15 protein-coding genes and 1 pseudogene are annotated in these 25,562 nt (G+C 71.5%); 4 read left to right on the forward strand and 12 right to left on the reverse strand.

Features of this window, described 5'->3' with window-relative positions; all coding sequences use genetic code 11:
* Positions 1 to 123: 123 nt before the first annotated feature.
* From ilvC to CPH93_RS09640, 5 genes are all read right to left on the reverse strand, one after another.
* Positions 124 to 1,122: a ketol-acid reductoisomerase gene (gene ilvC, locus CPH93_RS09620; protein WP_006602924.1), complete on the reverse strand. Its 999-nt coding sequence runs from the start codon at positions 1,120 to 1,122 to the stop codon at positions 124 to 126.
* 104 nt (positions 1,123 to 1,226) lie between these two features.
* Positions 1,227 to 1,751 carry an acetolactate synthase small subunit gene (gene ilvN / locus CPH93_RS09625; protein ID WP_006602925.1) on the reverse strand — a complete coding sequence of 175 codons (525 nt, stop codon included), beginning with the start codon at positions 1,749 to 1,751 and terminating at the stop codon, positions 1,227 to 1,229.
* A gap of 39 nt (positions 1,752 to 1,790) precedes the next feature.
* A complete protein-coding gene (locus tag CPH93_RS09630; protein WP_096212536.1) occupies positions 1,791 to 3,659 on the reverse strand; it encodes an acetolactate synthase large subunit in 1,869 nt (622 codons plus the stop codon).
* A gap of 208 nt (positions 3,660 to 3,867) precedes the next feature.
* Positions 3,868 to 6,789 (reverse strand): putative bifunctional diguanylate cyclase/phosphodiesterase, encoded by a 2,922-nt coding sequence (locus tag CPH93_RS09635; protein ID WP_093485322.1) that lies wholly within the window; start codon positions 6,787 to 6,789, stop codon positions 3,868 to 3,870.
* A 303-nt stretch (positions 6,790 to 7,092) separates the two neighbouring features.
* A complete protein-coding gene (locus CPH93_RS09640; protein WP_093485321.1) occupies positions 7,093 to 8,055 on the reverse strand; it encodes a 2-hydroxyacid dehydrogenase in 963 nt (320 codons plus the stop codon).
* Positions 8,056 to 8,143: 88 nt separating this feature from the next.
* Between CPH93_RS09640 and CPH93_RS09645 the strand changes: the two genes are divergently transcribed.
* The 3 genes from CPH93_RS09645 to CPH93_RS09655 all read left to right on the forward strand — a co-directional run bounded on the left by CPH93_RS09645 (position 8,144) and on the right by CPH93_RS09655 (position 10,819).
* On the forward strand, positions 8,144 to 9,181 hold the full coding sequence (locus CPH93_RS09645) for an aldo/keto reductase (RefSeq protein ID WP_096212537.1): 1,038 nt from the start codon (positions 8,144 to 8,146) through the stop codon (positions 9,179 to 9,181).
* 193 nt (positions 9,182 to 9,374) lie between these two features.
* The gene (locus CPH93_RS09650) at positions 9,375 to 10,544 is read left to right on the forward strand and encodes a PQQ-dependent sugar dehydrogenase (protein WP_096212538.1); all 1,170 of its coding nucleotides are present in this window, start codon (positions 9,375 to 9,377) and stop codon (positions 10,542 to 10,544) included.
* Positions 10,545 to 10,630: 86 nt separating this feature from the next.
* Positions 10,631 to 10,819, forward strand: coding sequence for a DUF6191 domain-containing protein (locus CPH93_RS09655; protein WP_093485318.1), 189 nt, complete (start codon positions 10,631 to 10,633; stop codon positions 10,817 to 10,819).
* A gap of 111 nt (positions 10,820 to 10,930) precedes the next feature.
* Here CPH93_RS09655 and CPH93_RS09660 read toward each other — a convergent pair whose 3' ends face one another.
* The 6 genes from CPH93_RS09660 to CPH93_RS09685 all read right to left on the reverse strand — a co-directional run bounded on the left by CPH93_RS09660 (position 10,931) and on the right by CPH93_RS09685 (position 23,044).
* Positions 10,931 to 14,038 (reverse strand): helix-turn-helix transcriptional regulator, encoded by a 3,108-nt coding sequence (locus tag CPH93_RS09660; protein WP_096212539.1) that lies wholly within the window; start codon positions 14,036 to 14,038, stop codon positions 10,931 to 10,933.
* A gap of 223 nt (positions 14,039 to 14,261) precedes the next feature.
* On the reverse strand, positions 14,262 to 14,447 hold the full coding sequence (locus CPH93_RS09665) for a hypothetical protein (RefSeq protein WP_093485316.1): 186 nt from the start codon (positions 14,445 to 14,447) through the stop codon (positions 14,262 to 14,264).
* 205 nt (positions 14,448 to 14,652) lie between these two features.
* Positions 14,653 to 17,349 carry an ABC transporter substrate-binding protein gene (locus tag CPH93_RS09670; RefSeq protein ID WP_096212540.1) on the reverse strand — a complete coding sequence of 899 codons (2,697 nt, stop codon included), beginning with the start codon at positions 17,347 to 17,349 and terminating at the stop codon, positions 14,653 to 14,655.
* A 182-nt stretch (positions 17,350 to 17,531) separates the two neighbouring features.
* The gene (locus tag CPH93_RS09675; RefSeq protein WP_093485314.1) at positions 17,532 to 18,194 is read right to left on the reverse strand and encodes a hypothetical protein; all 663 of its coding nucleotides are present in this window, start codon (positions 18,192 to 18,194) and stop codon (positions 17,532 to 17,534) included.
* 116 nt (positions 18,195 to 18,310) lie between these two features.
* The gene (locus CPH93_RS09680) at positions 18,311 to 20,569 is read right to left on the reverse strand and encodes an MMPL family transporter (RefSeq protein ID WP_096212541.1); all 2,259 of its coding nucleotides are present in this window, start codon (positions 20,567 to 20,569) and stop codon (positions 18,311 to 18,313) included.
* Positions 20,570 to 20,932: 363 nt separating this feature from the next.
* Positions 20,933 to 23,044, reverse strand: a complete 2,112-nt coding sequence (locus CPH93_RS09685) for a phosphocholine-specific phospholipase C (RefSeq protein WP_096212542.1) — start codon at positions 23,042 to 23,044, stop codon at positions 20,933 to 20,935.
* 291 nt (positions 23,045 to 23,335) lie between these two features.
* Here CPH93_RS09685 and CPH93_RS09690 point away from each other — a divergent pair, with 291 nt between their 5' ends.
* Complete coding sequence (locus tag CPH93_RS09690) at positions 23,336 to 25,048, forward strand: chitinase (RefSeq protein WP_096212543.1); 1,713 nt, start codon at positions 23,336 to 23,338, stop codon at positions 25,046 to 25,048.
* On the opposite strand, the pseudogene CPH93_RS09695 reads toward CPH93_RS09690, so the two are convergent.
* Positions 25,033 to 25,482 (reverse strand): annotated as a pseudogene (locus CPH93_RS09695) (ATP-binding protein). The gene CPH93_RS09690 and the pseudogene CPH93_RS09695 sit on opposite strands and share 16 nt — an antisense overlap.
* Positions 25,483 to 25,562: the final 80 nt, after the last annotated feature.

A 25,562-nucleotide genomic window follows, 5' to 3' on the forward strand; every position in this document is an offset into this window, starting at 1 on the left:
GTTTCGTCCTGCGCCGCTGCGGAAGGGTCACCCGTGCGTGGTTCTACGCGGCGGACAAGGCGCCGCTGCGCGGCGCAACGGACGAGGGGGCCACGGCCTGCGCCGCGACCCCCTGTCCCTGGCTTACGCCTCGTCGTCCACCCAGCTCATGAGCTTGCGGAGCTTCTTGCCCGTGGTCTCCAGCAGGTGGTCCTCGTCGGCCTTCTTGTACTCGTTGTACTTCGGCAGACCGGCGTTGTACTCGGCCATCCAGTTGTTGGCGAAGGTGCCGTCCTGGATCTCGGCGAGCACCTTCTTCATCTCGGCCTTGGTCTGGTCGGTGATGATGCGGGGGCCGGTGACGTAGTCGCCCCACTCGGCGGTCTCGGAGACCGACCAGCGCATCTTCTCCAGGCCGCCCTCGTACATGAGGTCCACGATCAGCTTCAGCTCGTGGAGGCACTCGAAGTACGCGATCTCCGGCTGGTAGCCCGCCTCGACCAGGGTCTCGAAGCCGGCCTTGACCAGCGCCGAGGCGCCACCGCAGAGCACGGCCTGCTCACCGAACAGGTCGGTCTCGGTCTCCTCGGTGAAGGTGGTCTTGATGACGCCGGCGCGGGTGCCGCCGATGCCCTTGGCGTACGAGAGCGCCAGCGCGAAGGCCTTGCCGGACGCGTCCTGCTCGACGGCCGCGATGCACGGCACGCCGCGGCCCTCTTCGTACTGGCGGCGCACGAGGTGGCCCGGGCCCTTGGGGGCGACCATGCACACGTCGACGTTGGCCGGGGCCTTGATGAAGCCGAAGCGGACGTTCAGACCGTGGCCGAAGAACAGCGCGTCGCCGTCCTTGAGGTGGTCCTTGATGGACTCCTCGTAGACCTTGGCCTGGATCGGGTCCGGCACCAGGATCATGATGACGTCGGCCTCGGCCGCCGCCTCGGCCGGCGTGACCACGCGCAGGCCCTGCTCCTCGGCCTTGGCCTTGGACTTGGAGCCCTCGTGCAGACCGACGCGCACATCGACGCCCGAGTCACGCAGCGACAGCGCGTGGGCGTGGCCCTGGCTGCCGTAGCCGATGACCGCGACCTTGCGGTTCTGGATGATGGACAGGTCGGCATCGTCGTCATAGAACAGCTCGGCCACTTCGGGTCTCTCCTTGGATCTAGCGGGTGCCCACACAGTACGTCGGGCGGGGCGGGGAAGGGCGGTGGGTCTCGCCATGCGGTCCATGTGCACCGCGGCGGGGGTCAGGCGGAACGGTCCAGGGCACGCAGCGAGCGGTCGGTGATGGACCGGGCGCCTCGGCCTATGGCGATCGTGCCGGACTGGACGAGTTCCTTGATGCCGAACGGCTCCAGCATCTTGAGCATCGCCTCCAGCTTTTCACTCGACCCGGTGGCCTCGATGGTGACGGCCTCCGGGGAGACGTCCACCGTCTTGGCACGGAAGAGCTGGACGATCTCGACGATCTGCGAGCGGGTCTCGTTGTCGGCGCGGACCTTCACCAGGACCAGCTCGCGCTGGATCGCGGAGCCCGGCTCCAGCTCGACGATCTTCAGGACGTTGACGAGCTTGTTGAGCTGCTTGGTGACCTGCTCCAGCGGCAGCGACTCGACGCTGACCACGATGGTGATGCGGGAGATGTCGGGGTGCTCGGTGACCCCGACCGCGAGCGAGTCGATGTTGAAGCCGCGGCGGGAGAACAGGGCGGCGATCCGGGCGAGGATGCCGGGCGTGTTCTCCACCAGGACGGAGAGCGTGTGCTTGGACATGGTCTTCTCTCTTCTTCCGTGCGTCCGTGTCGTCCTGGGTCAGTCGTCTTCGTTGTCGCCGAAGTCGGGACGCACGCCCCGGGCGGCCATGACCTCGTCGTTGGAGGTCCCGGCGGCGACCATCGGCCACACCTGGGCATCCTCGTGGACGATGAAGTCGATCACGACCGGGCGGTCGTTGATGGCATTGGCCTTGGCGATGACCGCGTCCAGCTCGGCCGGGTCCTCGCAGCGCATCGCGACACAGCCCATCGCCTCGGACAGCTTCACGAAGTCCGGGACGCGGGTGCCCCCGCTGGCCTTGCCCGCCGTCACGAGCCCGTTGGACTCGGGGCCGGAGTGCAGCACGGTGTTGGAGTAACGCTGGTTGTAGAAGAGGGTCTGCCACTGGCGGACCATCCCCAGCGCACCGTTGTTGATGATCGCGACCTTGATCGGGATGTTGTTCAGCGCGCAGGTGACCAGCTCCTGGTTGGTCATCTGGAAGCAGCCGTCGCCGTCGATCGCCCAGACCGTACGGTCCGGCTGCCCGGCCTTGGCGCCCATGGCAGCGGGGACGGCGTAGCCCATCGTGCCGGCGCCGCCGGAGTTCAGCCAGGTCGAGGGCTTTTCGTAGTCGATGAAGTGGGCGGCCCACATCTGGTGCTGGCCGACACCCGCGGCGTAGATGGTGTCGGCCGGGGCGAGCTCGCCGATCCGCTGGATGACCTGCTGCGGGGAGAGGGTGCCGTCGTCCGGCAGGTCGTAGCCCAGCGGGTAGGTGTCGCGCCAGCGGTTGAGGTCCTTCCACCAGGCGCTGTAGTCGCCCCGGTGGCCGGCGTCGTGCTCGGCCTGGACGGCGACGATCAGATCGGCGATGACCTCGCGGGCGTCACCGACGATCGGCACGTCCGCGGCGCGGTTCTTGCCGATCTCCGCCGGGTCGATGTCCGCGTGCACGACCTTGGCGTACGGCGCGAACGAGTCCAGCTTGCCGGTGACCCGGTCGTCGAAGCGGGCGCCGAGGGTGATCAGCAGGTCCGACTTCTGCAGGGCGGTGACGGCGGTGACCGAACCGTGCATCCCCGGCATGCCGACGTGCTGCGGGTGGCTGTCGGGGAAGGAGCCCAGCGCCATCAGGGTGGTGGTGACGGGGGCACCGGTCAGCTCGGCGAGCACCTTCAGCTCGGTGGTGGCGCCGGCCTTCATCACCCCGCCCCCGACGTAGAGGACCGGGCGCTTGGACTCGACGATCAGCCGGGCGGCCTCGCGGATCTGCTTGGCGTGCGGCTTGGTCACCGGGCGGTAGCCGGGGAGCTCGGTGTGCGGCGGCCAGGCGAAGGTGGTCTGCGCCTGGAGCGCGTCCTTCGCGATGTCGACCAGGACCGGGCCGGGCCGGCCGGTGGCCGCGATGTGGAACGCCTCGGCGATCGTCCGCGGGATCTCGGCGGGGTCGGTGACCAGGAAGTTGTGCTTGGTGATCGGCATCGTGATGCCGCAGATGTCCGCCTCCTGGAAGGCGTCCGTACCGATCGCCTTGGACGCGACCTGGCCGGTGATCGCCACCAGCGGGACGGAGTCCATGTGGGCGTCGGCGATCGGCGTGACGAGGTTGGTGGCACCCGGGCCCGAGGTCGCCATGCAGACGCCGACCTTGCCGGTGGCCTGCGCGTATCCCGTGGCCGCATGGCCGGCGCCCTGCTCGTGGCGCACCAGGACGTGCCGGACCTTCGAGGAGTCCATCATCGGGTCGTACGCAGGAAGGATCGCGCCGCCGGGAATGCCGAACACGGTGTCGGCCCCGACCTCCTCGAGCGAACGGATCAGGGACTGCGCGCCCGTGACGTGCTCGACGGCGGGCTGCTGCGATCCGCCGGAGGTACGGGCCCGCGGCTGCGGATGGTGGGCCCCGGAGGCCTGCTCGGTCATCTGCGTCTCTTCTCGAAGCTGAGGGTTTTGACGGATTTGTGAGGTTGCTGTGCAACAAAAAACCCCCCGTGCCAAGTGGCAAGCGAGGGGAGCGCGTCGGTGCGGTTAGCCGGGTTTCGTCAGTGACCCGGCCTCAGCCGACGCGCTTTCCAAGTACGAGAATTCGGGTGCGCATGGCACAGACCCTCCCCCCGCCGTGCACCGGGTGTCAAGTGGGTGGGACGGAGGTCTCACTATTTGAGCGCAATGGCGGATGCACGATCGATTCCGGGCCCGCCGGACCGCCCTGGCGTGCGGGCAGTCCGCTGCCGGTGAGCACCACCGCCCGGCCCTGCACCGCGAGGTCCGGCACCGGATAGTGGGCGTGCGTCAGGGACCGCCGCAGCCGGTGTTCGTCGAGCGGCCCGGAGAAGGCCGTGCCCATGCCGTGGGTGCAGCCCATGGAGCGCAGCGCGAGCACCTGCTCGGGCAGATCGACGCCGTCCGCGACGGACTGCATGCCCAGGTCTCCGGCGATCCGCAGCAGCCCTGCGGTGATCTTGTGCAGCCGGGCGGACTCCACCACACCGTCGACCAGCCCGCGGTCCAGCCGCAGGACGTCGACGGGGAGCCTGCGCAGCGCGCTGATCGCGGCGACTCCGCTGCCGAAGCCGTCCAGGGCGATCCGTACGCCGAGCCTGCGCAGCGCGACCAGCCGGCGCTCCAGGTCGTCCAGCGGAATGCGCGGATCGCTTTCGGACAGCTCCAGGACGAGCGCGCGCGAGGGCAGGCCGTGCCGGGTGAGCAGCGACTCCACGCCCTTGGGGGACAGCGCCTGGTCCAGCAGCCGACGGGCCGGGAGCCGGACCGCGACCGGGACCGGATAGCCGGCGCGGTGACGGGCCGAGGCCTGCTCGACGGCCGCCTCCAGCTGCCAGCGGTCCAGTTCCGCGGCGCGGTCACCGTCGTCCTGCGTGAAGCGTCCGCGGTCGCCGACCCGCAGGAACTCCGCGGGGGTGAAGAAGATGCCCTGGGCGGAGCGCCAGCGGGCGTGCGCCGCGACCGCGGTGACCCGTCCGCTCGCCAGCTCCACCACCGGCTGGTGCAGCAGCGAGAAGGCGCCGTCGTGCAGGGCCGTACGGAGCTTGGTGGCGAGCTCGGCACGGTGTGCCACCTCGGTCTGCATCTGCGGGGCGTACAGCTCCACCCGGCCCTTGCCGGCCTGCTTGGCGCGGTACATCGCGAGGTCCGCATTGCGCAGCAGGCCCGCGGGGCTGACGCCGGGCTCGGCGAAGGCCACCCCGATGCTGGCCGCCACCCGCACCTCACGGCCGTCGATGCGGTAGGGCTCGGAGAGCCGGATGCGCAGCCGGTCGGCGATCTCGTGGATCCGGAATTCGCGGGCGGCCAGGTCTCGGGTGCCGTCGCCGGTGATCAGCGCGGCGAACTCGTCGCCGCCCAGCCGGGCCGCTATGTCCCCCGCGCGCACCGAGTCACCGAGCCGGCGGGCGGCCTGGATCAGCAGCTCGTCGCCCGCCTGGTGCCCGATGGTGTCGTTGACCTGCTTGAAGCCGTCGAGGTCGATGTAGAGCACGGCGGTGTCGAGGTCGCTGGCCCGGCGGCCGGTGACGGCCTGGGTGACGCGTTCGGTGAACAGGGCGCGGTTGGGCAGGTCGGTCAGCGCGTCGTGCGAGGCGTTGTGCTGGAGCTGGGCCTGCAGCCGGACGCGTTCGGTGACATCGCGGGAGTTGAAGATCAGGCCGCCGTCGTGGCGGTTGACCGTGGACTCGACGTTCAGCCAGCCGTCGCCGCCGGAGCGCTGCTCGCCGGCGCGGAAGCGGCATTCGATCCGGGTGGTCGGTTCGTCCTCGGGGGCGGCGGCGAGGAATCTGCGGACCTCGTGCACCACCCGGCCCAGGTCCTCGGGGTGGATCAGCGACGCCAGTTCGGAGCCGACCAGCTCCTCGGCGTTACGCCCGTAGACACCGGCGGCGGCCGGGCTGACGTAGCGCAGCACACCGGTCGGGGCGGCGATCATGATGACGTCGCTGGAGCCCTGCACCAGGGAGCGGAAGTGGTTCTCCTTCTGCGCCAGCTCCTGGGTGAGGGTGATGTTGTCGAGCAGCATGATGCCCTGACGGACGACCAGCGCGAGGACGACCGTGCAGCCGGTGAACAGCACCACGCGGTCGATGCGCCGCCCGTCCAGGACGTTGGTGAGGATGCCCAGCGTGCAGACGGCGGCGGCAAGGTACGGGGTCAGGGCGGCGAGCGAGCCGGCGATGGGACGGCTGCCGTGCGGCGGGATCCGGCGCGCGGCAGGCCGGGGCTCCTCCTGACCGGCCTCGTCGCCCGCGCGACGGGCGACCCAGGGCGCGTACGCGAGCAGTATCGAGCCGGCGAACCATCCGGCGTCCAGGATCTGCCCGGAGCGGTAGTGCTCACGCAGCAGCGGGGAGCTGAACAGGGCGTCGCACAGCACCGTCAGCGCCAGCGCCGCGACCGCGGTGTTGATCGCCGAGCGGTGCACCGAGGAGCGCCGGAAGTGCAGCACGAGCACCATGCTCACCAGCACGATGTCCAGCAGCGGATAGGCCAGTGACAGCGCGCTCTGCGCCACGCTGCGGCCCTGGAAATGGGCGGTGTGGGCGAGCGCGAGGCTCCATGAGAGGGTGACCAGCGATCCGGCGATCAGCCAGGAGTCGAGCCCCAGGCAGACCCAACCCGCCCTGGTCACCGGCCTCTTGGCGAGCACCAGCAGACCGACGATGGCCGGTGGGGCGAACAGCAGGAAGCAGAAGTCGGCCAGGGAGGGGCTGGGTACCGTGGTCCCCTCGATGACCTCGTACCAGCCCCATACGCCGTTGCCGAGGCCGGCCATCCCGGAGGAGGCGGCGAACAGCATCCAGGCGGGGCGGAAGCGGGTGCGGCGCTTGCGGGCGTACAGACCGCAGGAGACGGCCGCCAGCAGCGCCGCGAAGCTGAGGCCGAAGTCCCCCATGAACGCCGCGACTTCGGGCGACCCCCAGCCGAAAGCGGCGCCGACGGCATAGCCGCCGCACACCACGGCGAGGACGATCTGCGGGACCGTGCTCGGCGGACTGCCGGCCGGTGCCGGCGGCCGGGAGAGCATCGCCCCGGGGGCGCTCACCGGATTCTCCTGCTCACCCGTACCGGGCGGCGTCGCGAGCGGCGCTCCTGGGGTCGCAGTATTCCCGCGGGCGCTCGTGGATCGTGCTTCTCGCGAATCGTCCATCGGCCGTACATCGCCCGTCGCCCCCCTCGAGTCCCGGATCCTTCGCACGCGCCGTGTCCCTCCCGGCGTCGTCCCCGCTCGGGACGATACACCAGTTCCGTCACTCAGGGACATAGCGTCTCTACGGAGCGTGACTGGGGGCGGAAGGGTGCATACTCCCCGCAGTCTTACGGACTCGTAGCGCTACTCGCGACCGCTTCAGTCGGCGGTCGCGACCACGTTCCGCAAGGGCTCGCCGGCCGCGAAAAGCGTCAACTGATCACGCAGCAGCCGCTTCGCACGGGGGAGAAAGGCAGAGCTGGGGCCACCGACGTGTGGAGTGAGGAGCACGCCGGGAGCGTGCCACAGCGGGTGCCCGGCGGGCAGGGGTTCCGGATCGGTGACATCGAGCGCCGCACGCAGCCGCCCGGACCGGAGTTCGGTGAGGAGCGCCGCGGTGTCGACGATCCCGCCGCGCGCGATGTTCACGAGCAGTGCGCCGTCCTTCATCCGCGCCAGGAAATCGCCTCCGACCAGGCCACGCGTCGCTTCGGTGAGCGGCGTCGCGAGCACGACGACGTCCGCGTCGGGCAGGAGGGCGGACAGGTCGGAAAGTGGATGCACGGGGCCGCGCACAGTGTCACGCGCGGTGCGTGCGATGCGCGCCACCCGCGCACACTCAAAAGGTGTGAGCCGGTCTTCGATGGCACTGCCGATCGAACCATAGCCCACAATGAGGACCGATTTGTCGGCAAGCGCGGGCCGGACGTCCGGCCGCCACTCCCCCGCGTCCTGACTCCGTACGAAGTCGGGAACGCCGCGCAGCGCCGCGAGGATCAGCGTGAGCGCGAGCTCCGCGGTGCTGGCGTCGTGCAGTCCGCGGGCGTTGCACAGGTGGGCGCCCGACGGCATCCGGGACAGCCCCGGCAGCATGTCGTCGACACCGGCCGTGAGGGTCTGCACCACCCGAACCCGGCTCATCCGGGACAGCGGGCGCAGGCTCACCTCCGCGCCCTTCATATAGGGGACCGCATAGAAGACGCACCGCTCCGGGTCGGCCGGGAAGTCGAGGCCGGCGTCCCAGTGGAGGTAGCGGAGACCGGCGGGGAGGCCCTCGATCTCGTCGGGCGGGATCGGGAGCCATACGTCGTGCGCCTCGGTGCGCTGGTCTGCGGTTGCCATGACCGCAGGCTATGCGAAGAGATGTTCTGCTCAGACGTTAGTTTGGTCAGGCCCTTGACCGGGGGCGAGGGGATGGAGGCACAACCAGGTGGAGCGCAGGACAATCGGTGCGGCGGCCCTCGAAGTGGGCGCCATCGGACTCGGCTGTATGCCGATGAGCTGGGGGTACACCGAGTCGCAGCGCAGCTTGGACAGCTCGCTGCGGGCCGTGCACACCGCGCTGGACCAGGGGTGCAGCCTGCTCGACACCGCCGACATGTACGGCCCGTTCACCAATGAGCTGCTGGTGGGGCGGGTGCTCAAGGAGCGGCGGGCGGAGGCGTTCGTCTCGACCAAGTGCGGTCTGCTGGTGGGGGAAGCGCACATCGTCGCCAACGGGCGGCCGGGCTACGTCCGTCGGGCCTGCGACGCCTCGCTGCGGCGGTTGCAGACCGACCGTATCGACCTCTACCAGCTGCACCGGGCCGATCCCGAGGTGCCCATCGAGGAGACCTGGGGGGCGATGGCGGAGCTGGTGGCGGCCGGGAAGGTGCGGTCGCTGGGGCTGTGCGCGGTGGGCGCGCGGGCGGTACGGCCGGCCCGTGCGGCCCGTACGGAGCGGCGGCCGGCCGGCGGCGGGCCACGGCGCTCGCGGATGCACGACGGCACGCTGGCCCAACTGGAGCGCATCCAGCAGGTGTTCCCCGTCAGCAGTGTGCAGGCCGAGCTGTCGGTGTGGTCGCCGGAGGCGCTGGAGGCGCTGCTGCCGTGGTGCGAGTCGCGGGGCGTGGGCTTCCTGGCGGCGATGCCGCTGGGCAACGGCTATCTGACCGGCACCCTCACCCCGGGGGAGGGGTTCGAGCCGGAGGACATAAGGGCCCGTCACCCGCGCTTCACCGCCGAGATGATGGCCGCGAACCAGCCGGTGGTGGCCGGGCTGCGCCGGGTCGGCGCGCGCCACGGTGCGACGCCGGGGCAGGTGGCGCTGGCGTGGGTGCTGGCGCAGGGCCGGCATGTCGTCCCGGTGCCGGGCACGAAGAAGGAACGCTGGGCCGCGCAGAACGCCAAGGCCGCGGGGCTCACGCTCACCCGCGAGGATCTGGCGGAGATCGCCGTGCTGCCGCCGGCGCGCGGGTCCTGGTACTAGGAGCCCCTCCGCAACCAGGGCCTGTCCGGCTCGTGGCGTACCCCCGGCTGCCTGCCCCCGGACACGCGCACTCGGCCCGCCGGTCCGCGTCGGATCACGGCAGGTGGCAGTGGCTCCGGAGCGCCTGGGGTACGGGCGTTGCCCGGCGCGATGTGGTGTTCTTGTCCCGCCCTGCCGACGAGAGGACCCTGCCGTGGAACGCCGTACCCACACCGCCGTGTTGGCCGCCGCTTCGCTGTTGCTGGCAGCGGGCTGCTCGTCCGGTGGCGCAGCGCCGCACGGCGCCGGGACGTCCTCCGCCCCGGCGAAGAGCGCCGCCTCCCCGGGTGCCTCACCGTCGTCCGCCGTGCCGCCCGCCAAGGGCTCGGTGAAGGTGACCGCCACCCTGGTGACCGGGCTGAAGTCGCCCTGGGGCGTGGCGGTGCTGCCGGGCGGGGATCTGCTGGTCGGCTCCCGTGACACCGGGAAGATCGTCCGGGTCTCAGCGAAGAACGGGAAGATCACCGAGCTGGGGTCGGTGCCGGGCGTGGACCCGGGCGGCGAAGGCGGTCTGCTGGGGATCGCGGTGTCCCCGTCGTTCGGCGCGGACCATCAGGTGTACGCGTACTTCACCACCGCGTCCGACAACCGCATCGCCCGCATGGTCTACGACGAGAAGCGCCCGCCGGGCAATCAGCTGGGCGCGCCCGACACGCTCTTCAAGGGCATTCCCAAGGGCGAGATCCACAACGGCGGCCGGATCGCCTTCGGCCCGGACAAGATGCTCTACGCCGGCACCGGCGAGACCGGCGACAAGGGGCTGGCCCAGGACACGAAGTCCCCGGCCGGCAAGATCCTGCGGATGACGCCGGACGGCGAGCCGGTCCACGGCAACCCCGCGGCCGATTCGGTGGTGTACGACTACGGCCACCGCAATGTGCAGGGACTGGCCTGGGACGCCGACGACCGGCTGTGGGCCTCGGAGTTCGGCCAGGACACCTGGGACGAGCTCAACCTCATCGAGCCGGGCAGGAACTACGGCTGGCCCGAGGCCGAGGGCAAGGCCAAGGGCGCGGCGGCGGGCTCGGGGTTCGTGGACCCGGTCGAGGAGTGGCGGCCCGCGGTCGGCTCCCCCAGCGGCATCGCGTACGCCAAGGGCTCGATCTGGATGGCTTCGCTGCGCGGCGAACGGCTGTGGCGGATCCCGCTGAACGGGACGAAGCCGGTGGCGGCCCCGCAGGCCTTTCTCCAAGGCACCTACGGGCGCCTGCGGACGGTGGTGGCGGCGAGCGACGGCACGTTGTGGCTGGTCACCAGCAACACGGACGGACGGGGCACGCCGCACAAGGGCGATGACCGGATCCTCCGCCTCAAGGTGAGCTGACGCGGCTGATCCCCTTTTCGGGCGACCTGCCTACACTCGGGTACAGGGGGACGGGTGCACGTCACGCCGAAGAGGGGACAGGCACCATGTTCAATGTCGTGGAAGAGCTGTTCGCGCCCGGCCGCAAGCACACCGACGAGGAGCGGCAGAAGATGTCGCTGGTCGTCGATGACGTGGGGGACGCCGACCCCTCGAAGGGCCCGATCGACCTCTCCTCGGGGACCGTGGTCGTCAAGGCGCCGCGACGACAGCAGGATCCGTCGGACGGGCGGTAGGGGTGCTGTCCGGGGTGGTTGCGGGCGGGCCTCGCTGCGGACGGGGCCGCTGGGCGAGGGTGCGGCCGGGTGAGGTGGTGTCGTCCCCGCGCGTCGGGTGACGGCAGGGGTCTACGAGGGCATCCCCGGCGCCGGTTCGCCGAAGAGGCGCAGGCGGTGGGCCACCGCGCCCGCCTCGCCGCGGCCGGAGACGCCCAGCTTGGCGAGGATGTTGGAGACATGGACGCTGGCGGTCTTCGGGGAGATGAACAGGGCGTCGGCTATCTGGCGGTTGCTGCGCCCGTCGGCGACCAGCCGGAGCACCTCGCGTTCGCGCGGGGTCAGGCCGAGGGACGGGGCGGGGGCGGCGGGCTCCCCGGTCTCGCGGCGGCCGGTGCCGTTGCCGTCGCCGGCGCCGTCGCCGGTGGCCGGTATCAGGCCCGGCAGGGGGAGACGGGCCCGCTGGGCGAGGAGTTCGATCTCCTCGGCGAGCGGGCGGGCGCCCATCGTCCCGGCGGCGGTGTGCGCCTGGGCGAGCAGGAGGACGGCGGCCTCGCGCGGGGTGCGGCCCTGCAGCCCGGCGGTGGCCCGCTCGCCGGCATGGAGGAGTGATTCGGCCCAGCGGTAGCAGGCCCGGGCGAGCTCGTGCGGGCGCTCCAGCGGTTCGAAGGCGGCGACCGCCTCGGCCCAGGCGTCCGGCGTCTCACGGCCCTCGGCGCGGCGGAGTTCGGCGTCCACCGCAAGGCCGTACGCCGCCCAGACCGGCAGGAGCCGGGGCAGCTTCTTGGCGGCCTGCCGGATACCGGCGAGGATCGCGGCCCGTCCCGGCTCCGCGGCCGGCAGGCCCCGGGCGTCCGACTCCGCGGCGGTCGCCGACCACAGCAGCGGCCAGGCGTAGCGCTGGGTACCGGGCGGGAACCCGGCGTCCAGGGCCCGTTCGAAGAGGGCCCGGGCGTCGAGGAGTCGGCCCTGGCGGGCGGCGATGCGCAGGGCGTGCCGCGCGATGGGGATGGTGTGCTGGGGCTGGGGGTCGTGGGTGCCGTAGTGCTCGCGGGTGACGGCGAGTTCCCGTTCGGCCTCGGCGAGGTCGCCGCGGTCCAGGGCGAGGTGGGTGAGGCGGTTGGCGGCCAGCGCGAGCGACCGGGGGCTCTGGGCGAAGCGGCGGGCGTCCGCGGCGGCCCGGCCGGCTTCCTGCCAGCGGCCCAGCGACTGGAGCGATTCGGCGCGGTTGCCCAGCACCCAGCTGGTGCGGTCCTTGAGGCCGTAGCGGGTGGCGAGGGCGACGCCCTGCTCGGTGACCTCGACGGCCTCACGGGAGCGGCCGATGCTTTCCAGGACGGACGGGAGGTTGACGTGGCCCCGCCCGATGATGCTGAAGTAGCCGCGGTCGACGGCACGGTCGAGGGCGGAGCGGAGCTCTGCGAGCCCGGCCTCGGCCTCTCCGGCGTCCACCCGCAAACTGCCCAGGGTCACCCGGGAGTTGAGTTCCGCTTCTTCGTCCCCCACGGACAGGGCGAGTTCCACGGCGCGTTCGGCGGTCGCGTAGGTGTCGGGGCCCGGTTCGTGCAGCATCGCCCAGCTGGCGACGTACGCCATCACGGCGGCGTGCACGGGGGACGGCGGCAGGCCGCGGACCAGCTCCAGTGCGGTGCCCAGGTCCTCCCAGCCGTTGCCGCGGCCGGTGGACTGGCACAGCCGTGAGCGCTGCATCAGGAACCATGCCCTGCGCAGGGGGTCGTCCTCGCCGCGCAGGGACCGCAGGGCGCGCTTGGTGATCGTGAAGGCCCGCTCGGCGTCGCCGGACAGGCGGGCGGCCACCGCGATCTCGGCGAGCAGATCGAGGAAGCGCAGGGCGTCGTCGTCGCAGCCGCAGGCCGGATAGGCCTCGGTGTAGTCGACCGGGCGCACCCCATGGCGGACCTCGGTGGGCGCGTCGTCCCACAGCTCCAGGGCGCGGTCCAGCAGGCGCAGCTGCTCGGCGTAGGCATGGCGACGGCGGGCCTGGACCGAGGCGGCGAGGACGGCGGGCAGCGCCTTGGCGGCGTCATGGGCCTTGTACCAGTAGCTGGCCAGCCGGGCGGCGCAGACGTCGGCCCGGACCAGCGCGGGGTTGGCCTCCAGGGCCTGGGCGTAGCGGCGGTTGAGGCGGGTGCGCTCACCGGGCAGCAGATCGTCGACGACGGCCTCGCGGGCGAGGGCGTGCCGGAAGCGGTAGCCCTTGCCGTCCTGGGTGGGCACCAGGGTGTTGCTGCCGACGGCGGCCCGGAGCGCCTCGATGAGGTCGTCCTCGGGCATCTGGCAGACGGCGGAGAGGAGTTCGTGTTCGACGGTGGAGCCGCCCTCGGCGGCCGTGCGCACCACCCGCTGGGCGTCCTCGGGGAGCGCCTCGACGCGCACCAGCAGCAGGTCGCGCAGCGGGTCGCTCAGGCCGTGCAGACAGCCGTCGGCGAGGCCACGGGCCAGCTCCTCGACGAAGAAGGCATTGCCCTCGGAGCGCTTGAAGACCCGGTCGACGGTGTCCTCTTCGGGAGCGCTGCCGTTGATCCCGGCGATCTGGGAGCGGACCTCGTCGCGGTTGAAGCGGGCCAGCTCGATGCGCTGGACCGTGCGCATCCGGTCGATCTCGGCGAGGAAGGGGCGCAGCGGGTGGCGGCGGTGGATGTCGTCGGAGCGGTAGGTCGCCACCAGGAGGACGTTGGCGTCGTGCAGGGCCCGCAGGAGGTAGGCGAGCAGTTCGCGGGTGGAGCGGTCGGCCCAGTGGAGGTCCTCGACGACGAGGACCAGGGTGCGGTGGACGGCGAGCCGCTCCAGGAGGCGCGCGGTCAGCTCGAAGAGGCGGGCCCGGCCGATCTCCTCGTCGTGCGCCTCGGTGGGCGTCTCCCCCAATTCGGGCAGGATGCGGGCGAGCTCGCCCTCCTGGCCGGCGACGGCGGCGGCCAGCTCGTCGCGCAGATGCCAGTTGAGGGTGTGCAGGATCGCGGAGAACGGGGCGAAGGGCAGGCCCTCGGAGCCGATCTCGATGCAGCCGCCGAGCGCGACGAGCGCGCCCTGGGCGCGGGCGGACTCGCTGAATTCCTCGATGAGGCGGGTCTTGCCGACCCCGGCCTCACCGCCGATCAGCACGGCCTGCGGCTCGCCGGACGCCGCGATACGGGCGAGCGCGCCACCGAGCGCGGTGAGTTCGGCTGCGCGGCCGACGAACACGGGACTGACGGACCTGGTCTCCACGCTGCCGAGCATCGCACAGGGGTCTGACAGTCCGGCAGCGAGTTTCTGCAGCCGGGAGGCCCGGCCCGGGGTGCTTCGCGGCCCCGGGAGCTCTCCCCCGCCCCCTCCCCCTCCTCCCCCTTCGGGGGAGGAGGCGGGGGGTGGGTTCGGGGGTGGGGGGAGCGCCAGGGACCGAGCGGACGGAGTGCGGGCCGACGGCGTGACCGAAGTGGGGGTCGTCATGGGCGGCCCGCTGTCATGCGGCGGCGCGGCGTACCCGCGCCCACCGGCCCCATGCCCTCACCCACCCCTCGGGTTCGTCGCCCCCGGAGCGGGCGGCGGCGCGGCGGCCGGCGGTCGCCTCGCGCACCAGGCGCTGCCGGTCGGCCGCGCGGCGCAGTTCTTCGTGACGGACCCGGATCTCCAGCTCGGAGTGGAACACGGTGTCTCCCTGACGACAGTGAGGTGGTGCCTCGACGGTGTGTCGATGTGCTCCAGCCTCGTCGCCAAGGGGGGTCCGCCACATCGGGAGAGTTCCCGATCTTCAGGCCGGCACGGTCCTTAGAATCCGTTGCCGGCCGACGGAAGGATGCCTAGGTATGGCGTACGGAAGCCCTAGAGATCCTGGAAAACCGGGCGCGGTGACGTCAGGGAGCGCACGGCGGCCCTTGTTCCTCCTTCAGCGCCGACGGGTTGTAGGCCCCGCAGGCGACCACCGCCCGGGGCCCGTCCGCCAACTGCCTGAGGATCACCAGCGCCTTCTTCAGCGGAGGCTCGTTGCTGTCCTCGGAGAACTTGACGCCCCCGGTGGCACCGTCGAAATGGACGCCGTTCCTCAGCGCGGTCAAGACGGCGTCCCGGTCCACGGATGCGCCGGAATGGGCCGCGTCCACCGCCATGGAGAGCGTATGGAAGGCGTCGTAGGACACCGCGGAGTGCCCGTCGTGCTGCCAGGGGTCTTTCGGGTACTCGGCGTTGTAATGGCCGATGAACTGCTTCGTCTGCACGCTGGCGCGGTGGTCTCCCTCGGGCAGGCGGTGCGCGGAGTAGTACAGCCGGAGCCAGGAATTGTCGTCGTACTCACCGGTCAGCGCCACATTCGTGAGTTCATTGCCGCCCAGCACGGTGAGACCGTTCTCGTTGCAGGTTCCGTTGACGTCCATGGCATTGACGAAGGCGGTGAAGTCCCTCGCCCGCGAGGTCCAGTACACGACGGTGCGCGGATCGGCCTTCAGGGCCTGGCACACCTGACCGGCCAGCCGGTCCGGTGAGGTCGCCTTCTGGGTGTCCGCGGGCGTTTCGACGTGCTGCGGGCCCTGGGTGAAGTTGATGACCGTCTCGTCTCCCTTGAAGGACTGACGGAACCTGTCCGCGAGACTCCGGCTGTAGAGGTCGCCGGGGTTCTGCACGATGACGGCCTGCTCGGCGGGGACACAGGTCGCGGACTTCGACGTCGTCTGCGCGGTGCGCTCCACGATGTTGGAGTGCGCGACGAAGTCGGCCGCGATCTTCGCCTCCCGGCTGTTCACCGGGGTGAAGGGCCAGTAGGTCTCGCCCTGCATCTCGTCCGCCGTCGCGGTCGTGCCGACCGTCGGCATCCGGATGTCGGCGTTGCCCAGCAGCCTTACGGCGTCCCGTGTCTCCGTCGTGCTCTGCCCGAAGCCCAGGACGCCGACGACCTTCTTGTCGTCGGCAGCCTGGTCCTCCTGCCGGACGTCCTTGATGAGGTCCCGCGCGAGGGCGCTCGCGTTCGTGAAGCCGGTGGTGGTCTGCCGTACCTCCACTCGCAGGGGCACCCGGGAGAGGTTCGAAGCGGCGTCCTTGTTCAGCCACTCCTGCCACATGGCGATGCCGCGGAGTTCGGGGATGGACCCGTCGAAGATGGTGTCCTGCGCGTGCGTCGGCGGGCTCGACTCGAAGAGCACCACGGTGCGCACCGCCCGGTCCTTGGCGTACTCCTCCGCCTTCCGGTTCTGCTGCTTGATCCGCTCCAGCGCCTCCGCGTACCACTCCTTCGGCTTGAACTCGGGCAGCTTGTTCCGCCCGGCCCCCGCGACCGGACGGTCCCCGCCGAGGCAACTGGGGTCTCTCGTCGGCTTCCAGATTGTCGGGGCTACCGTCCCGCCCGCCACGGCTGCGGCCAGCGCCGCCAGTTCCAGGACGGTCACGGCGCGCCAGCCCATCCTGAACTTCCGTGGTTGCACCGGGGGAATCTGCAGCCCCAGCCGCCCGAAGGGCTCGTCCTCCAGGGGCACCATGACCGGCCGCGGGTTGCTGGAGTGGAGCAGGGTGCTGGCCCGGCGGAGGTTGGTGCGTTCGACGCCCAGATCCGTCTGCAGGGCCGCGGAGGGCCTGCCCACCGCGATCACGAGCGGGCCCGGCCCGTCAAGACCGGATTGCAGCGTGTGGAACGAGCGCAGGAAGCGCTCTGCCGCGTCGGCTCCCGGGGCACCCTCCGGGGGGATCTCCACCAGGAGTACAGGGCGGGACACCCGGCGGCGGCGCTTGGGCAGGAAGCGCCCCACCGCAGGCTTGTGCAGATCCTCCAACAGGGCGCGCAGCAAAAGGAGTTCGAGGGCGGCGAGCCCCTCCTTGTGCCGCGGGTGGCTGGGTTCCAGATGCAGCCGCGGGGACTGCCGGGCCCCTACCTGGTCGAGGAGTTCGAAGACCGGGGCCCCGCCGGCGGTCGCGTTGAGATGGCGGCCGAGCCAGCCGCTCCGCTTGGATCTGATGAGCCGTCGGTTCTGTCGGTGTGCCCAGGCCCAACGGGGCAGTGTCCGGGTCAGCGAGTGCCATACGAGCCCCACGAAGAAGCCGCGTACGCCGCCGATCGGTGCGGTGTCCGTGCCGCCCAGGTGCCACAGGAAGCCGGGCAGCCCGCCCCGCTCGGCCCGCTGACGGTAGACGTGGTCCCGTAACTTCCGTGCCCCGAGGCCGCTGCTGCCCGGCCGGCTCTCCTGTATGTGAGCGATGACGTCCGCCATCAGCCAGAAATTGGGGAACCGGTCCGGTGCCGAGTTCCGGGGCACGTCGAAGCCGAGCCCGGCCCCCGCCTGCATGCTCAGGAGGGGCACGTCCTCCTCGGCGTGCAGCACGACATGGGGGACCCGCTTGTGCTCGGGGCCCAGGGCCCAGCGCAGCGCTTCCAGGACCCGGCGGGTGCGGGCGTCCGGGTCGTACGCCGGCGGGCTCAGGATGAGCAGCGGCGGCTTGTTCTCCAGGAGGTCCCGCCGGGCGGGGTTCACGGCGGTGCGGTATTCGCGGATGAAGTAGTCGGCACCGGCATCGTCGGGGAAGGACGGCGGCTCGATGGGATTGTTCGCGGATCTCACCTCGATGGTCAACCAGTCAGCTACGCAGGGTAGTTGTTCATGTTAGGTCGGTGAGTGCGCGGGCCACAATCGACTTGGGAATTCTGGGGACAACGCCGGCCGCTGCCGCCCTGTCCGCCCCGTCCCGGAACGACAAAGACCCACCGGCTGGACCGGTGGGTCTTGGGCGGGCGGCTCGTCGGGGCCAGGTTTCCTTACGGCGCCGCCGGGCCACCGCCGCCTCCGGCGCCCTTCGGGACGACGGGCATGCTCGCGAACAGGTCGAGGTACATGCCCGCGGAGATCAGGATCCCCAGGACGCCGAGCGCCAGCCCGCCCCAGGCCACGGCCCGCACCCAGGTGGCGCGCCGACCGGTGAGCACCACCACGGCGGCGATCACGGCGAGCAGCGCGAAGACGCCGTTGACCAGCGCGGTCGTGTGCCACGGGGTGCCGTAGACGGCGGCGATCTGGTCCCTGGTCTTGCCGGTCTGGAGGCCGATCTGGCCCATCAGGGTCTGCCGCTCGGCCATCAGCGTGCCCAGCCAGGTGCCGGTCACGGAGGCGAGGCCGAGCCCCGCGGCGACCACGGCACCGGCACCGGCGGCGATCCCGCCGGCGCTCTGTGCGGAAGCGGCCTCCCCGTCCGCGCTGTTCTCGACCGCATCGGCCTCGCGCTCGCTCGCCTCGTCCTGCTCGGCGAGGGCCGCGTTGTCATCGGCCTGTTCGTCCGCCTTGGCGGCGGCCTTGCCGGCCGCCTCCGCCTCGGTGGTCTCCGGGATCGCAGCAGTGTCCGTCGCCGCGTCGCTCTCCGTGGCGGCCTGCGCCGGCACGGTCGTCTCGTCGGTTCGCTTTTCGGTCGTCCTGGTGGTTCCCATGGGCGCGACCGTAGGTGCCGTGTCTGAGAGTCGGATGAGAACGGCTCCACCGGGCGGGCGAGGGGCGGCGACGCGCCGTCCGGGCCGTCCGCCCGGGGCACGCCGGGACCCCTGGTTCAGGCCTCCACCAGCGGCTTCTCGCCGTCCCGCGAGGCCGGGACCTGCGCGTCGGACGGCTGCTCCGGCGGCGGCTCGATACTGATCCGGGGCAGCCACCGGCCGAGCCAGGACGGCAGCCACCAGTTGGCGCCGCCCAGCATGTGCATCAGGGCGGGTACCAGGAGCGTACGGAGCACGAAGGCGTCCAGGGCGACGGCGGAGGCCAGGCCGATGCCGAACATCGCGATGGTCCGGTCGCCGCTGAGGATGAAGGCCGCGAACACCGCGATCATGATGACCGCCGCCGAGTTGATCACCCGGCTGGTCTCGGTGAGGCCGACCCGTACGGCCCGCCGGTTGTCGCCGGTCAGCCGCCACTCCTCGTACATCCGGGAGACCAGGAAGACCTGGTAGTCCATGGACAGCCCGAAGAGCACCGACACCATGATGACCGGCAGGAACGGTTCGACGGGCCCGGCGCTGCCCAGCCCCAGCAGCTCGCTGCCCCAGCCCCACTGGAAGACCGCGACGACGATCCCGAAGGACGAGGCGACCGCGGCGATATTCATCAGCGCGGCCTTCACCGGGACGCCGATGCTGCGGAAGGCGAACAGCAGCAGGACCGAGCCCAGGGCGATGACCATGCCGATGAAGAGCGGCAGCTTGCCGACGATGATGTTGGCGAAGTCGTCGTAACCGGCGGTGATGCCGCCGACCCGCACGTCCAGCGTGGTCGCGCGCTCGGCCGCGGGCAGCACCTCGCCGCGCAGCCGTGCCACCAGGGCGGATGTCTGCCTCGACTGCGGTGCGCTGTCCGGTACGACGGTGATCACGCCGGTGCTGCGGCCGCCGTTGAACTCCGGGGCGCTGACCTGGGCGACGCCGGGCACCTCCCGCAGCCGGTGCGGCAGTTCGTCGAAGGCGATCCGGTCCTTGGCGCCGTCCAGGGTGCCGACAAGTGTCAGCGGCCCGTTGAATCCGGGCCCGAAGCCGCTCCCCCGTTCCGCACCGGGCCCGCGGCCCGCGAGCAGGTCGTACGCCTTGCGGGTGGTGGAGGTGGCCGGGTTGTTGCCCTGGTCGGAGGTGCCCAGATGGAGGCCGAAGGCCGGCAGTGCCAGGACCAGCATGACGACGGCGGCGGTCAGGCCCAGCAGCTTGGGGTGCCGCTCGACGAAGCCGGACCAGCGGGCGGCGATGCCGGTGGACCGCTCGCGCCGCGGGCCGTGCGCGGCCAGCTGCCGGCGCTCGCGGCCGCTCAGTGCCCGCATCCCTATCAGCCCGAGCAGCGCCGGCAGCAGGGTGACCGAGGCGGCCACGGTCAGCACGACGGTGAGCGAGGCGGCGAGGGCGACGCCGTTGAGGAAGCTCAGCCGCAGGATCAGCATGCCCAGCAGCGCGATGCAGACGGTGGCCCCGGCGAAGACGACCGCGCGCCCGGAGGAGGCGGCGGCGCGGGTGGCGGCCTCGTCGACGGACAGGCCCGCCCGCAGGCCCTTGCGGTGCCGGGTGACGATGAACAGCGCATAGTCGATGCCGACGCCGAGGCCGATCAGCATCCCGAGCATCGGGGCGAAGTCGGCGACGGTCATCGCATGGCTGAGCAGCGAGATGCCGGCCGAGGCGGTGCCGACGGCGGCCACCGCGGTGACGATCGGCAGGAAGGTCGCGGCGAGCGACCCGAAGGCGAGGAAGAGCACCACGGCCGCGGCGCACAGCCCGATGATCTCCGGCAGCTGGGCGCGCGGCGCCTCGGTCAGCGCGATCCCGGCGCCGCCCAGTTCGACCTGGAGGCCATGGCCGGACGCGCGCTGCGCGGTGTCGACGACCTTGCGGACCTGGGCCGCGTCCAGTTCGTCGGTGGGCCGGTCGAAGGTGACCGTGGCGTAGGCGGTGTGCCCGTCCTTGCTGATCTGCCGCGCGCCCTGCCCGTGGGAGGCGCCCGCCTGGGACCGGTCGTAGGGGCTGCGTACCTCGGAGACGCCGGGCAGGCCGGCGACCTTCTCCAGCGTGTGCGTCATCGTTTTGGTGACCGCGCCGGACCGCACCGTCCCGGAGTCCGTGTGCCACACGATCGTGTCGCTGTCCCCGGAGCTCCCGGGGAACGCCTTGGCCAGGAGGGCGGAGGCCTGGCTGGATTCGGTCCCCGGCACCTCGTAGTTGTTCGAGTACGCAGAACCCGTCACGCCCGCGGCGACAGCGACCCCCGCAAAGGCGGCGAGCCAGAGCAAGAGCACCACGATGCGGCGCCTGAGACACCACCGAGCCAGAGCGGTCACGGACCTCGTCTGCTTCCCGGGTCGTGCGTCGATATCTCCCGGAGGACGGGTGGTGCCGAGCGCGGATGAACAGTGAACGGTGAAAACGGTGGAACCAGTGAAAACGGCAAAGGGGACGGGCGGGCCGCCGCATGCCCACCGGGGCGCGGCCGTCCCACCTGTTCAGAGCAGGGTCGCAGCCCGAAAAGATCCTTAGACCGCTTTGTGGACTTCCCCACACAGAAAGGGGAATAGGGAACCGCCTTCGCGGGGGACGGGTCCGGGCTCCCGCTCCTCGCCCCGGCCCCGCCGCCCCGGCCCGTCGCCTCGGCCTGTCCCCCAGCCGTCCGCCCGGCTTCGTCCGCCCGGCCCGTCCCCCCGGCGTCAGCCCGTGACCGACTCCCTCCCGTTCTCCACATGCCCCATCAGCCGCCGGTGGAAGGACGCGTCCTCGGCCACCGTGAGACCGAGGTCGTACCAGCCGTGCGCGTCCCGGGTGTCGTACGCGAGGGTGCGGGCGGCCCCGGCCTGCACCATCACCGTGCGCGGCGCCGCGTCCGCGTACGCCAGCGGTTTCAGGGTGCAGGTCAGATCGGTGCGCCCGGGATTGGTGACGGTCAGATGCAGGGTGCGCCGACCGGCGTCGATCCGCGTGGCGAGGCCGACGGCCGCGGCCGCACCCTGCGCCGTCCCGGCGAACTCCCGCCGGAAGCCGTTCGGCCCGGTCACGGTGAAGCGGTAGGTACCCCCCTTTACCGGGACATCCCACTCACCCTCTCCCCGCACCTCACGATGCTGCGGCGCGTCCCACTCCTTCGCGTACGGGTAGAGCGCCAGATGTACGGCGGCCCGGCCGGTGTTGCGGACGGCCATCCGGAAGACCGCGGCGCCCGGATCGAAGCCGCCGTCGGCGTCCGGCTGATACGGCAGCGCCCTCGCCGGCCGGCTGCCGGGCTCCTGCCGGGGCAGCGCCTGGCGGAGTGGCGGCCACGGTGACCAGCGCCCGCTGAACGCCGGGACCGGGCCGGGCGGGCGCACCGCCGGCTGTCCCCGCCCGCGGGAGAAGTCGAAGGCGGCGGTCAGATCGCCGCAGACAGTGCGCCGCCAGGCGCTGATGTTGGGTTCCCTGATCCCCGTCCAGCGCTCCAGGAAGCGGGTGATCGAGGTGTGGTCGAAGACTTGCGAGCAGGCGTAGCCGCCGACCGACCACGGCGAGATGACCAGCATCGGCACCCGTATGCCCAGCCCGGTCGGCAGCCCGTCCCAGAACTCCCCGTCCGTCCCGGGCGGCGGCACCGGCGGCGGCACATGATCGAAGAACCCGTCGTTCTCGTCGTAGGTCAGGAAGAGCACGGTGTGCCGCCAGACGTCCGGGTTCCTGCCCAGCGCGTCCAGCACCTTGTAGACGAGGGTGGCGCTCGCGGCCGGCGAGGATGCACCGGGGTGCTCGGAATCCGCGGCGGACGGGACGATGTAGGACACCTCGGGCAGCGTGCCGCCCGCCACATCGGCGGCGAAGGCACTCGCCGTACTGCCCGGCACGCCGCGCCGCAGCGCCCGTTCGAACAGGCTCCGCTCGCCGCGGTCCAGGCCCCGGACGCCCTCCTCCAGCAGCGCCGTCAGCCGGGTGCGCCCCGCCTCGTCCGCACCGGCCAGCTTGGTGTAGAAGGCGGTCATGGTGTGCGCCCCGTCCACCTTCACCAGGGCCTTCTTCGCGACCGCCTTGAAGACGGCGTAGAACTCCAGGTTGTTGTCGGTGAAGTTGTCCCACTCCTGGTAGACCCGCCAACTACGGCCGGCCTTCTCCAGCCGCTCGGCATACGTGGTCCAGGTGTAGCCGGTGTGGGTGTCCTCCTCGTAGGCGTCGTTGCCCACCGCCCGCTTGCCGTTGGGCTCGAAGCCCGTCCACCCGCTCACCAGATGGTTGCGGTTGGGGCTGGTGGAGGAGTGGATGGCGGAGTGGTAGGCGTCGCAGACGGTGAAGGTGTCCGCCAGCTCGTAGTGGAGCGGGACGTCCTGCCGGTCGTAATACGCCATCGTGGCGGCCGTCTTGGCGGTGACCCAGCCGTTCATCCAGCCGCCGTGCCAGGCCACGGCCCCGCCGAACCAGCTGTGGTCCAGCGCGCCGATGTACTGCAGGTCCTTCTTCTGCGCCGCGGCCGCCGCCCGCACCGGGAAGGGCAGGACGGTGCCCAGGCCCAGCAGCCCGGGCTGCTCGTAGATGCTACGGCCACCGGGCAGTTCGACGGCGTTGCGGTCCCCGTAGCCGCGGACGCCGCGCAGCGTCCCGAAGTAGTGGTCGAAGGAGCGGTTCTCCTGCATCAGCACGACGACGTGCCGGATGTCCCCCAGCCCTCCCCCGCCCCGTGCCGGCCGCGCCGCCTCGTCCGCCAGCGCCTGCTGCAACGACGGCGGCAGCAGCGAGCCAGCCATCGCCGCCCCCACCGCCGCGGCCCCCACGCCCAGTACCCGTCTACGAGATAACTCCGGTGCCACGCTCGACCTCCCAGTCGACGGCCCTCGCTACCGATCGCTACGCGCCCCGCCCATCCCGTGCGACGAGGCGACGGGGACGGTAGTGGACGGGGGTGACGGAGGACAGGTGTACGGGGGGCCAACTTCGCCGGGGTGGACGACCGTCGATTGGTCTGCGGCGCACGCACAAGTCCCCATCGCGCCAGACCTCTTGACCACCTGATTGGTCTGAACCATTCTGTGGCCAGGAGCGGTGGCCACCGTCTTGCTGCAGTTCTCCCCGTGTTCCCCCCTTCGGCACTGGAGACAGCCATGCCTCGCACCCCACACCCCCGGCCGGCCCGCCGCAGACGCCTGCGCACGGCGGCACTGACGGCCCTCACCGCCGCGGCCGCCACCCTGTCCGGCTCCACCCCGGCCGCCGCGGCCGACGTCAATGCCGCCAGGAACGCAGGCTACGAATCCGGCCTGAGCAACTGGACCTGTTCGGAGGGCAGCGGCAGCACCACCGGCTCCCCCGTCCACAGCGGCACCGGCGCCCTCAAGGCCACCCCCACCGCCTCCGACAACGCCACCTGTTCCCAGACCGTCGCGGTCAAGCCCGGCGCGACCTACCGGCTCAGCGCATACGTCCAGGGCTCCTACGTCTACCTGGGCGCCTCCGGCACCGGCACCACGGACGTCTCCACCTGGACCCCGTCCGCCGCCGACTGGCAGCAGCTCAGCACCACCTTCACCACCGGCCCCGCCACCACCTCGGTCACCGTCTACACCCATGGCTGGTACGGGCAACCCGCCTACTACGCCGACGACTTCAGCGTCCTGGGACCCGACGGCGGAGGCGGCACCGACCCCGGGCCCCAGGTCCCGGCCACGCCCGGCGGACTCACCGCCGGCGCGGTGACCCCGTCCTCCGTGGCCCTGTCCTGGACCCCGGTCCCCGGCGCCACCGGTTACACCGTCTACCGCGACGGCACCAAGTACGGAACCGTGAACGGCACGTCGGCGACGGTCTCCGGCCTGGCCCCCGCCACCTCCTACCGCTTCCAGGTCTCGGCCGCCAACGCGGCCGGCGAATCGGCCCGTTCGGCCCCGGTCACGGCCACCACCGCCCCCTCCGGCAGCGGCGGCACCCCCGCCGTCCCCCGGCACGCGGTCACCGGCTACTGGCAGAACTTCAACAACGGCGCGACGGTCCAGAAGATCAGCGACGTGCCCGCCCAGTACGACATCATCGCGGTGGCCTTCGCCGACGCCACCACCACACCCGGCGCCGTCACCTTCAACCTCGACTCGGCCGGCCTGGGCGGCTACACCGTCGACCAGTTCAAGGCCGACATCAAGGCCAAGCAGGCGGCCGGAAAGTCGGTGATCCTCTCCGTCGGCGGCGAACGGGGCACCGTCTCCGTCAACGACTCCGCCTCGGCCGCCAACTTCGCCACCAGCCTCTACTCCCTCATGCAGCAGTACGGCTTCGACGGCGTCGACATCGACCTCGAAAACGGCCTCAACCCGACCTATATGAGCCAGGCACTGCGCTCGCTCTCCCAGAAGGCGGGCGGCAACCTCGTTCTCACCATGGCGCCCCAGACCCTCGACATGCAGTCCACTTCGGCCGGCTACTTCCAGACCGCGCTGAACGTGAAGGACATCCTCACCGTCGTCAACATGCAGTACTACAACAGCGGTTCGATGCTCGGCTGCGACGGCAAGGTCTATTCCCAGGGCACCGTCGACTTCCTCACCGCCCTCGCCTGCATCCAGCTCGAAGGCGGCCTCGACCCGTCCCAGGTGGGCCTCGGCCTGCCCGCCTCCACCCGGGGCGCGGGCAGCGGCTATGTCGCCCCGTCCGTCGTCAACGCCGCCCTGGACTGCCTCACCAAGGGCACCGCCTGCGGCTCCTTCAAGCCCGCCAGGACCTATCCCGGCATCCGGGGCGCGATGACCTGGTCGACCAACTGGGACGCGGCGAGCGGCAACGCCTGGTCGAACGCGGTCGGCCCGCACGTTCACGGCTTGCCGTAGCCCTTGCCGTAACCCTTGCCGTAGCCGCGGAACTCGCACCACACGATCTTCCCCGGCACGCGCTCGCCGACGCCCCACGCGTCGGCGAGCGCGGACACCAGCAACAGCCCCCGCCCGGACTCGCCCTATTCTCCGTCGTACGGCGCCCACACCGGCACATGAGGCTCCCCGTCACCGCTGTCGTGCACCTCTACGCGCAGCAGCCCGTCCTCGCCCAGCGAGAGCCATAACCGGTAGCCACGGCCGGGCGGAACGCCGTGCAGCAGGGCGTTGGTGGCCAGTTCGCTCACGCAGAGCAGGACGTCCTCCGCGAGGTGGTCCAGGTCCCATGCGGTGAGGGCGGTAAGGGCGAACTCCCGGGCCAGCGGGACGGATCGGCGCTCGCGCCGGTAAAAGGCCGTACGGGCGCAGAGTTCCCGGATCTCCTTGTGCATAACTTCCACTGTCACAGTGCGTGACTATGCTGGACCACAGCGTCAGGTCGTACGGATGCGATGTACGACTTCTGGCGGTG

The organism is Streptomyces sp. 2323.1 (genome assembly GCF_900221035.1).
Taxonomy (GTDB): Bacteria; Actinomycetota; Actinomycetes; order Streptomycetales; family Streptomycetaceae; genus Streptomyces; species Streptomyces sioyaensis.

Excerpts from the sequence above, each read along its gene's own strand:
- ilvN (WP_006602925.1), bottom strand. The coding sequence starts at position 1,751 with ATGTCCAAGCACACGCTCTCCGTCCTGGTGGAGAACACGCCCGGCATC.
- CPH93_RS09630 (WP_096212536.1), bottom strand. The coding sequence starts at position 3,659 with ATGACCGAGCAGGCCTCCGGGGCCCACCATCCGCAGCCGCGGGCCCGT.
- CPH93_RS09640 (WP_093485321.1), bottom strand. The coding sequence starts at position 8,055 with ATGGCAACCGCAGACCAGCGCACCGAGGCGCACGACGTATGGCTCCCG.
- CPH93_RS09655 (WP_093485318.1), top strand. The coding sequence starts at position 10,631 with ATGTTCAATGTCGTGGAAGAGCTGTTCGCGCCCGGCCGCAAGCACACC.
- CPH93_RS09660 (WP_096212539.1), bottom strand. The coding sequence starts at position 14,038 with ATGCTCGGCAGCGTGGAGACCAGGTCCGTCAGTCCCGTGTTCGTCGGC.
- CPH93_RS09675 (WP_093485314.1), bottom strand. The coding sequence starts at position 18,194 with ATGGGAACCACCAGGACGACCGAAAAGCGAACCGACGAGACGACCGTG.
- CPH93_RS09690 (WP_096212543.1), top strand. The coding sequence starts at position 23,336 with ATGCCTCGCACCCCACACCCCCGGCCGGCCCGCCGCAGACGCCTGCGC.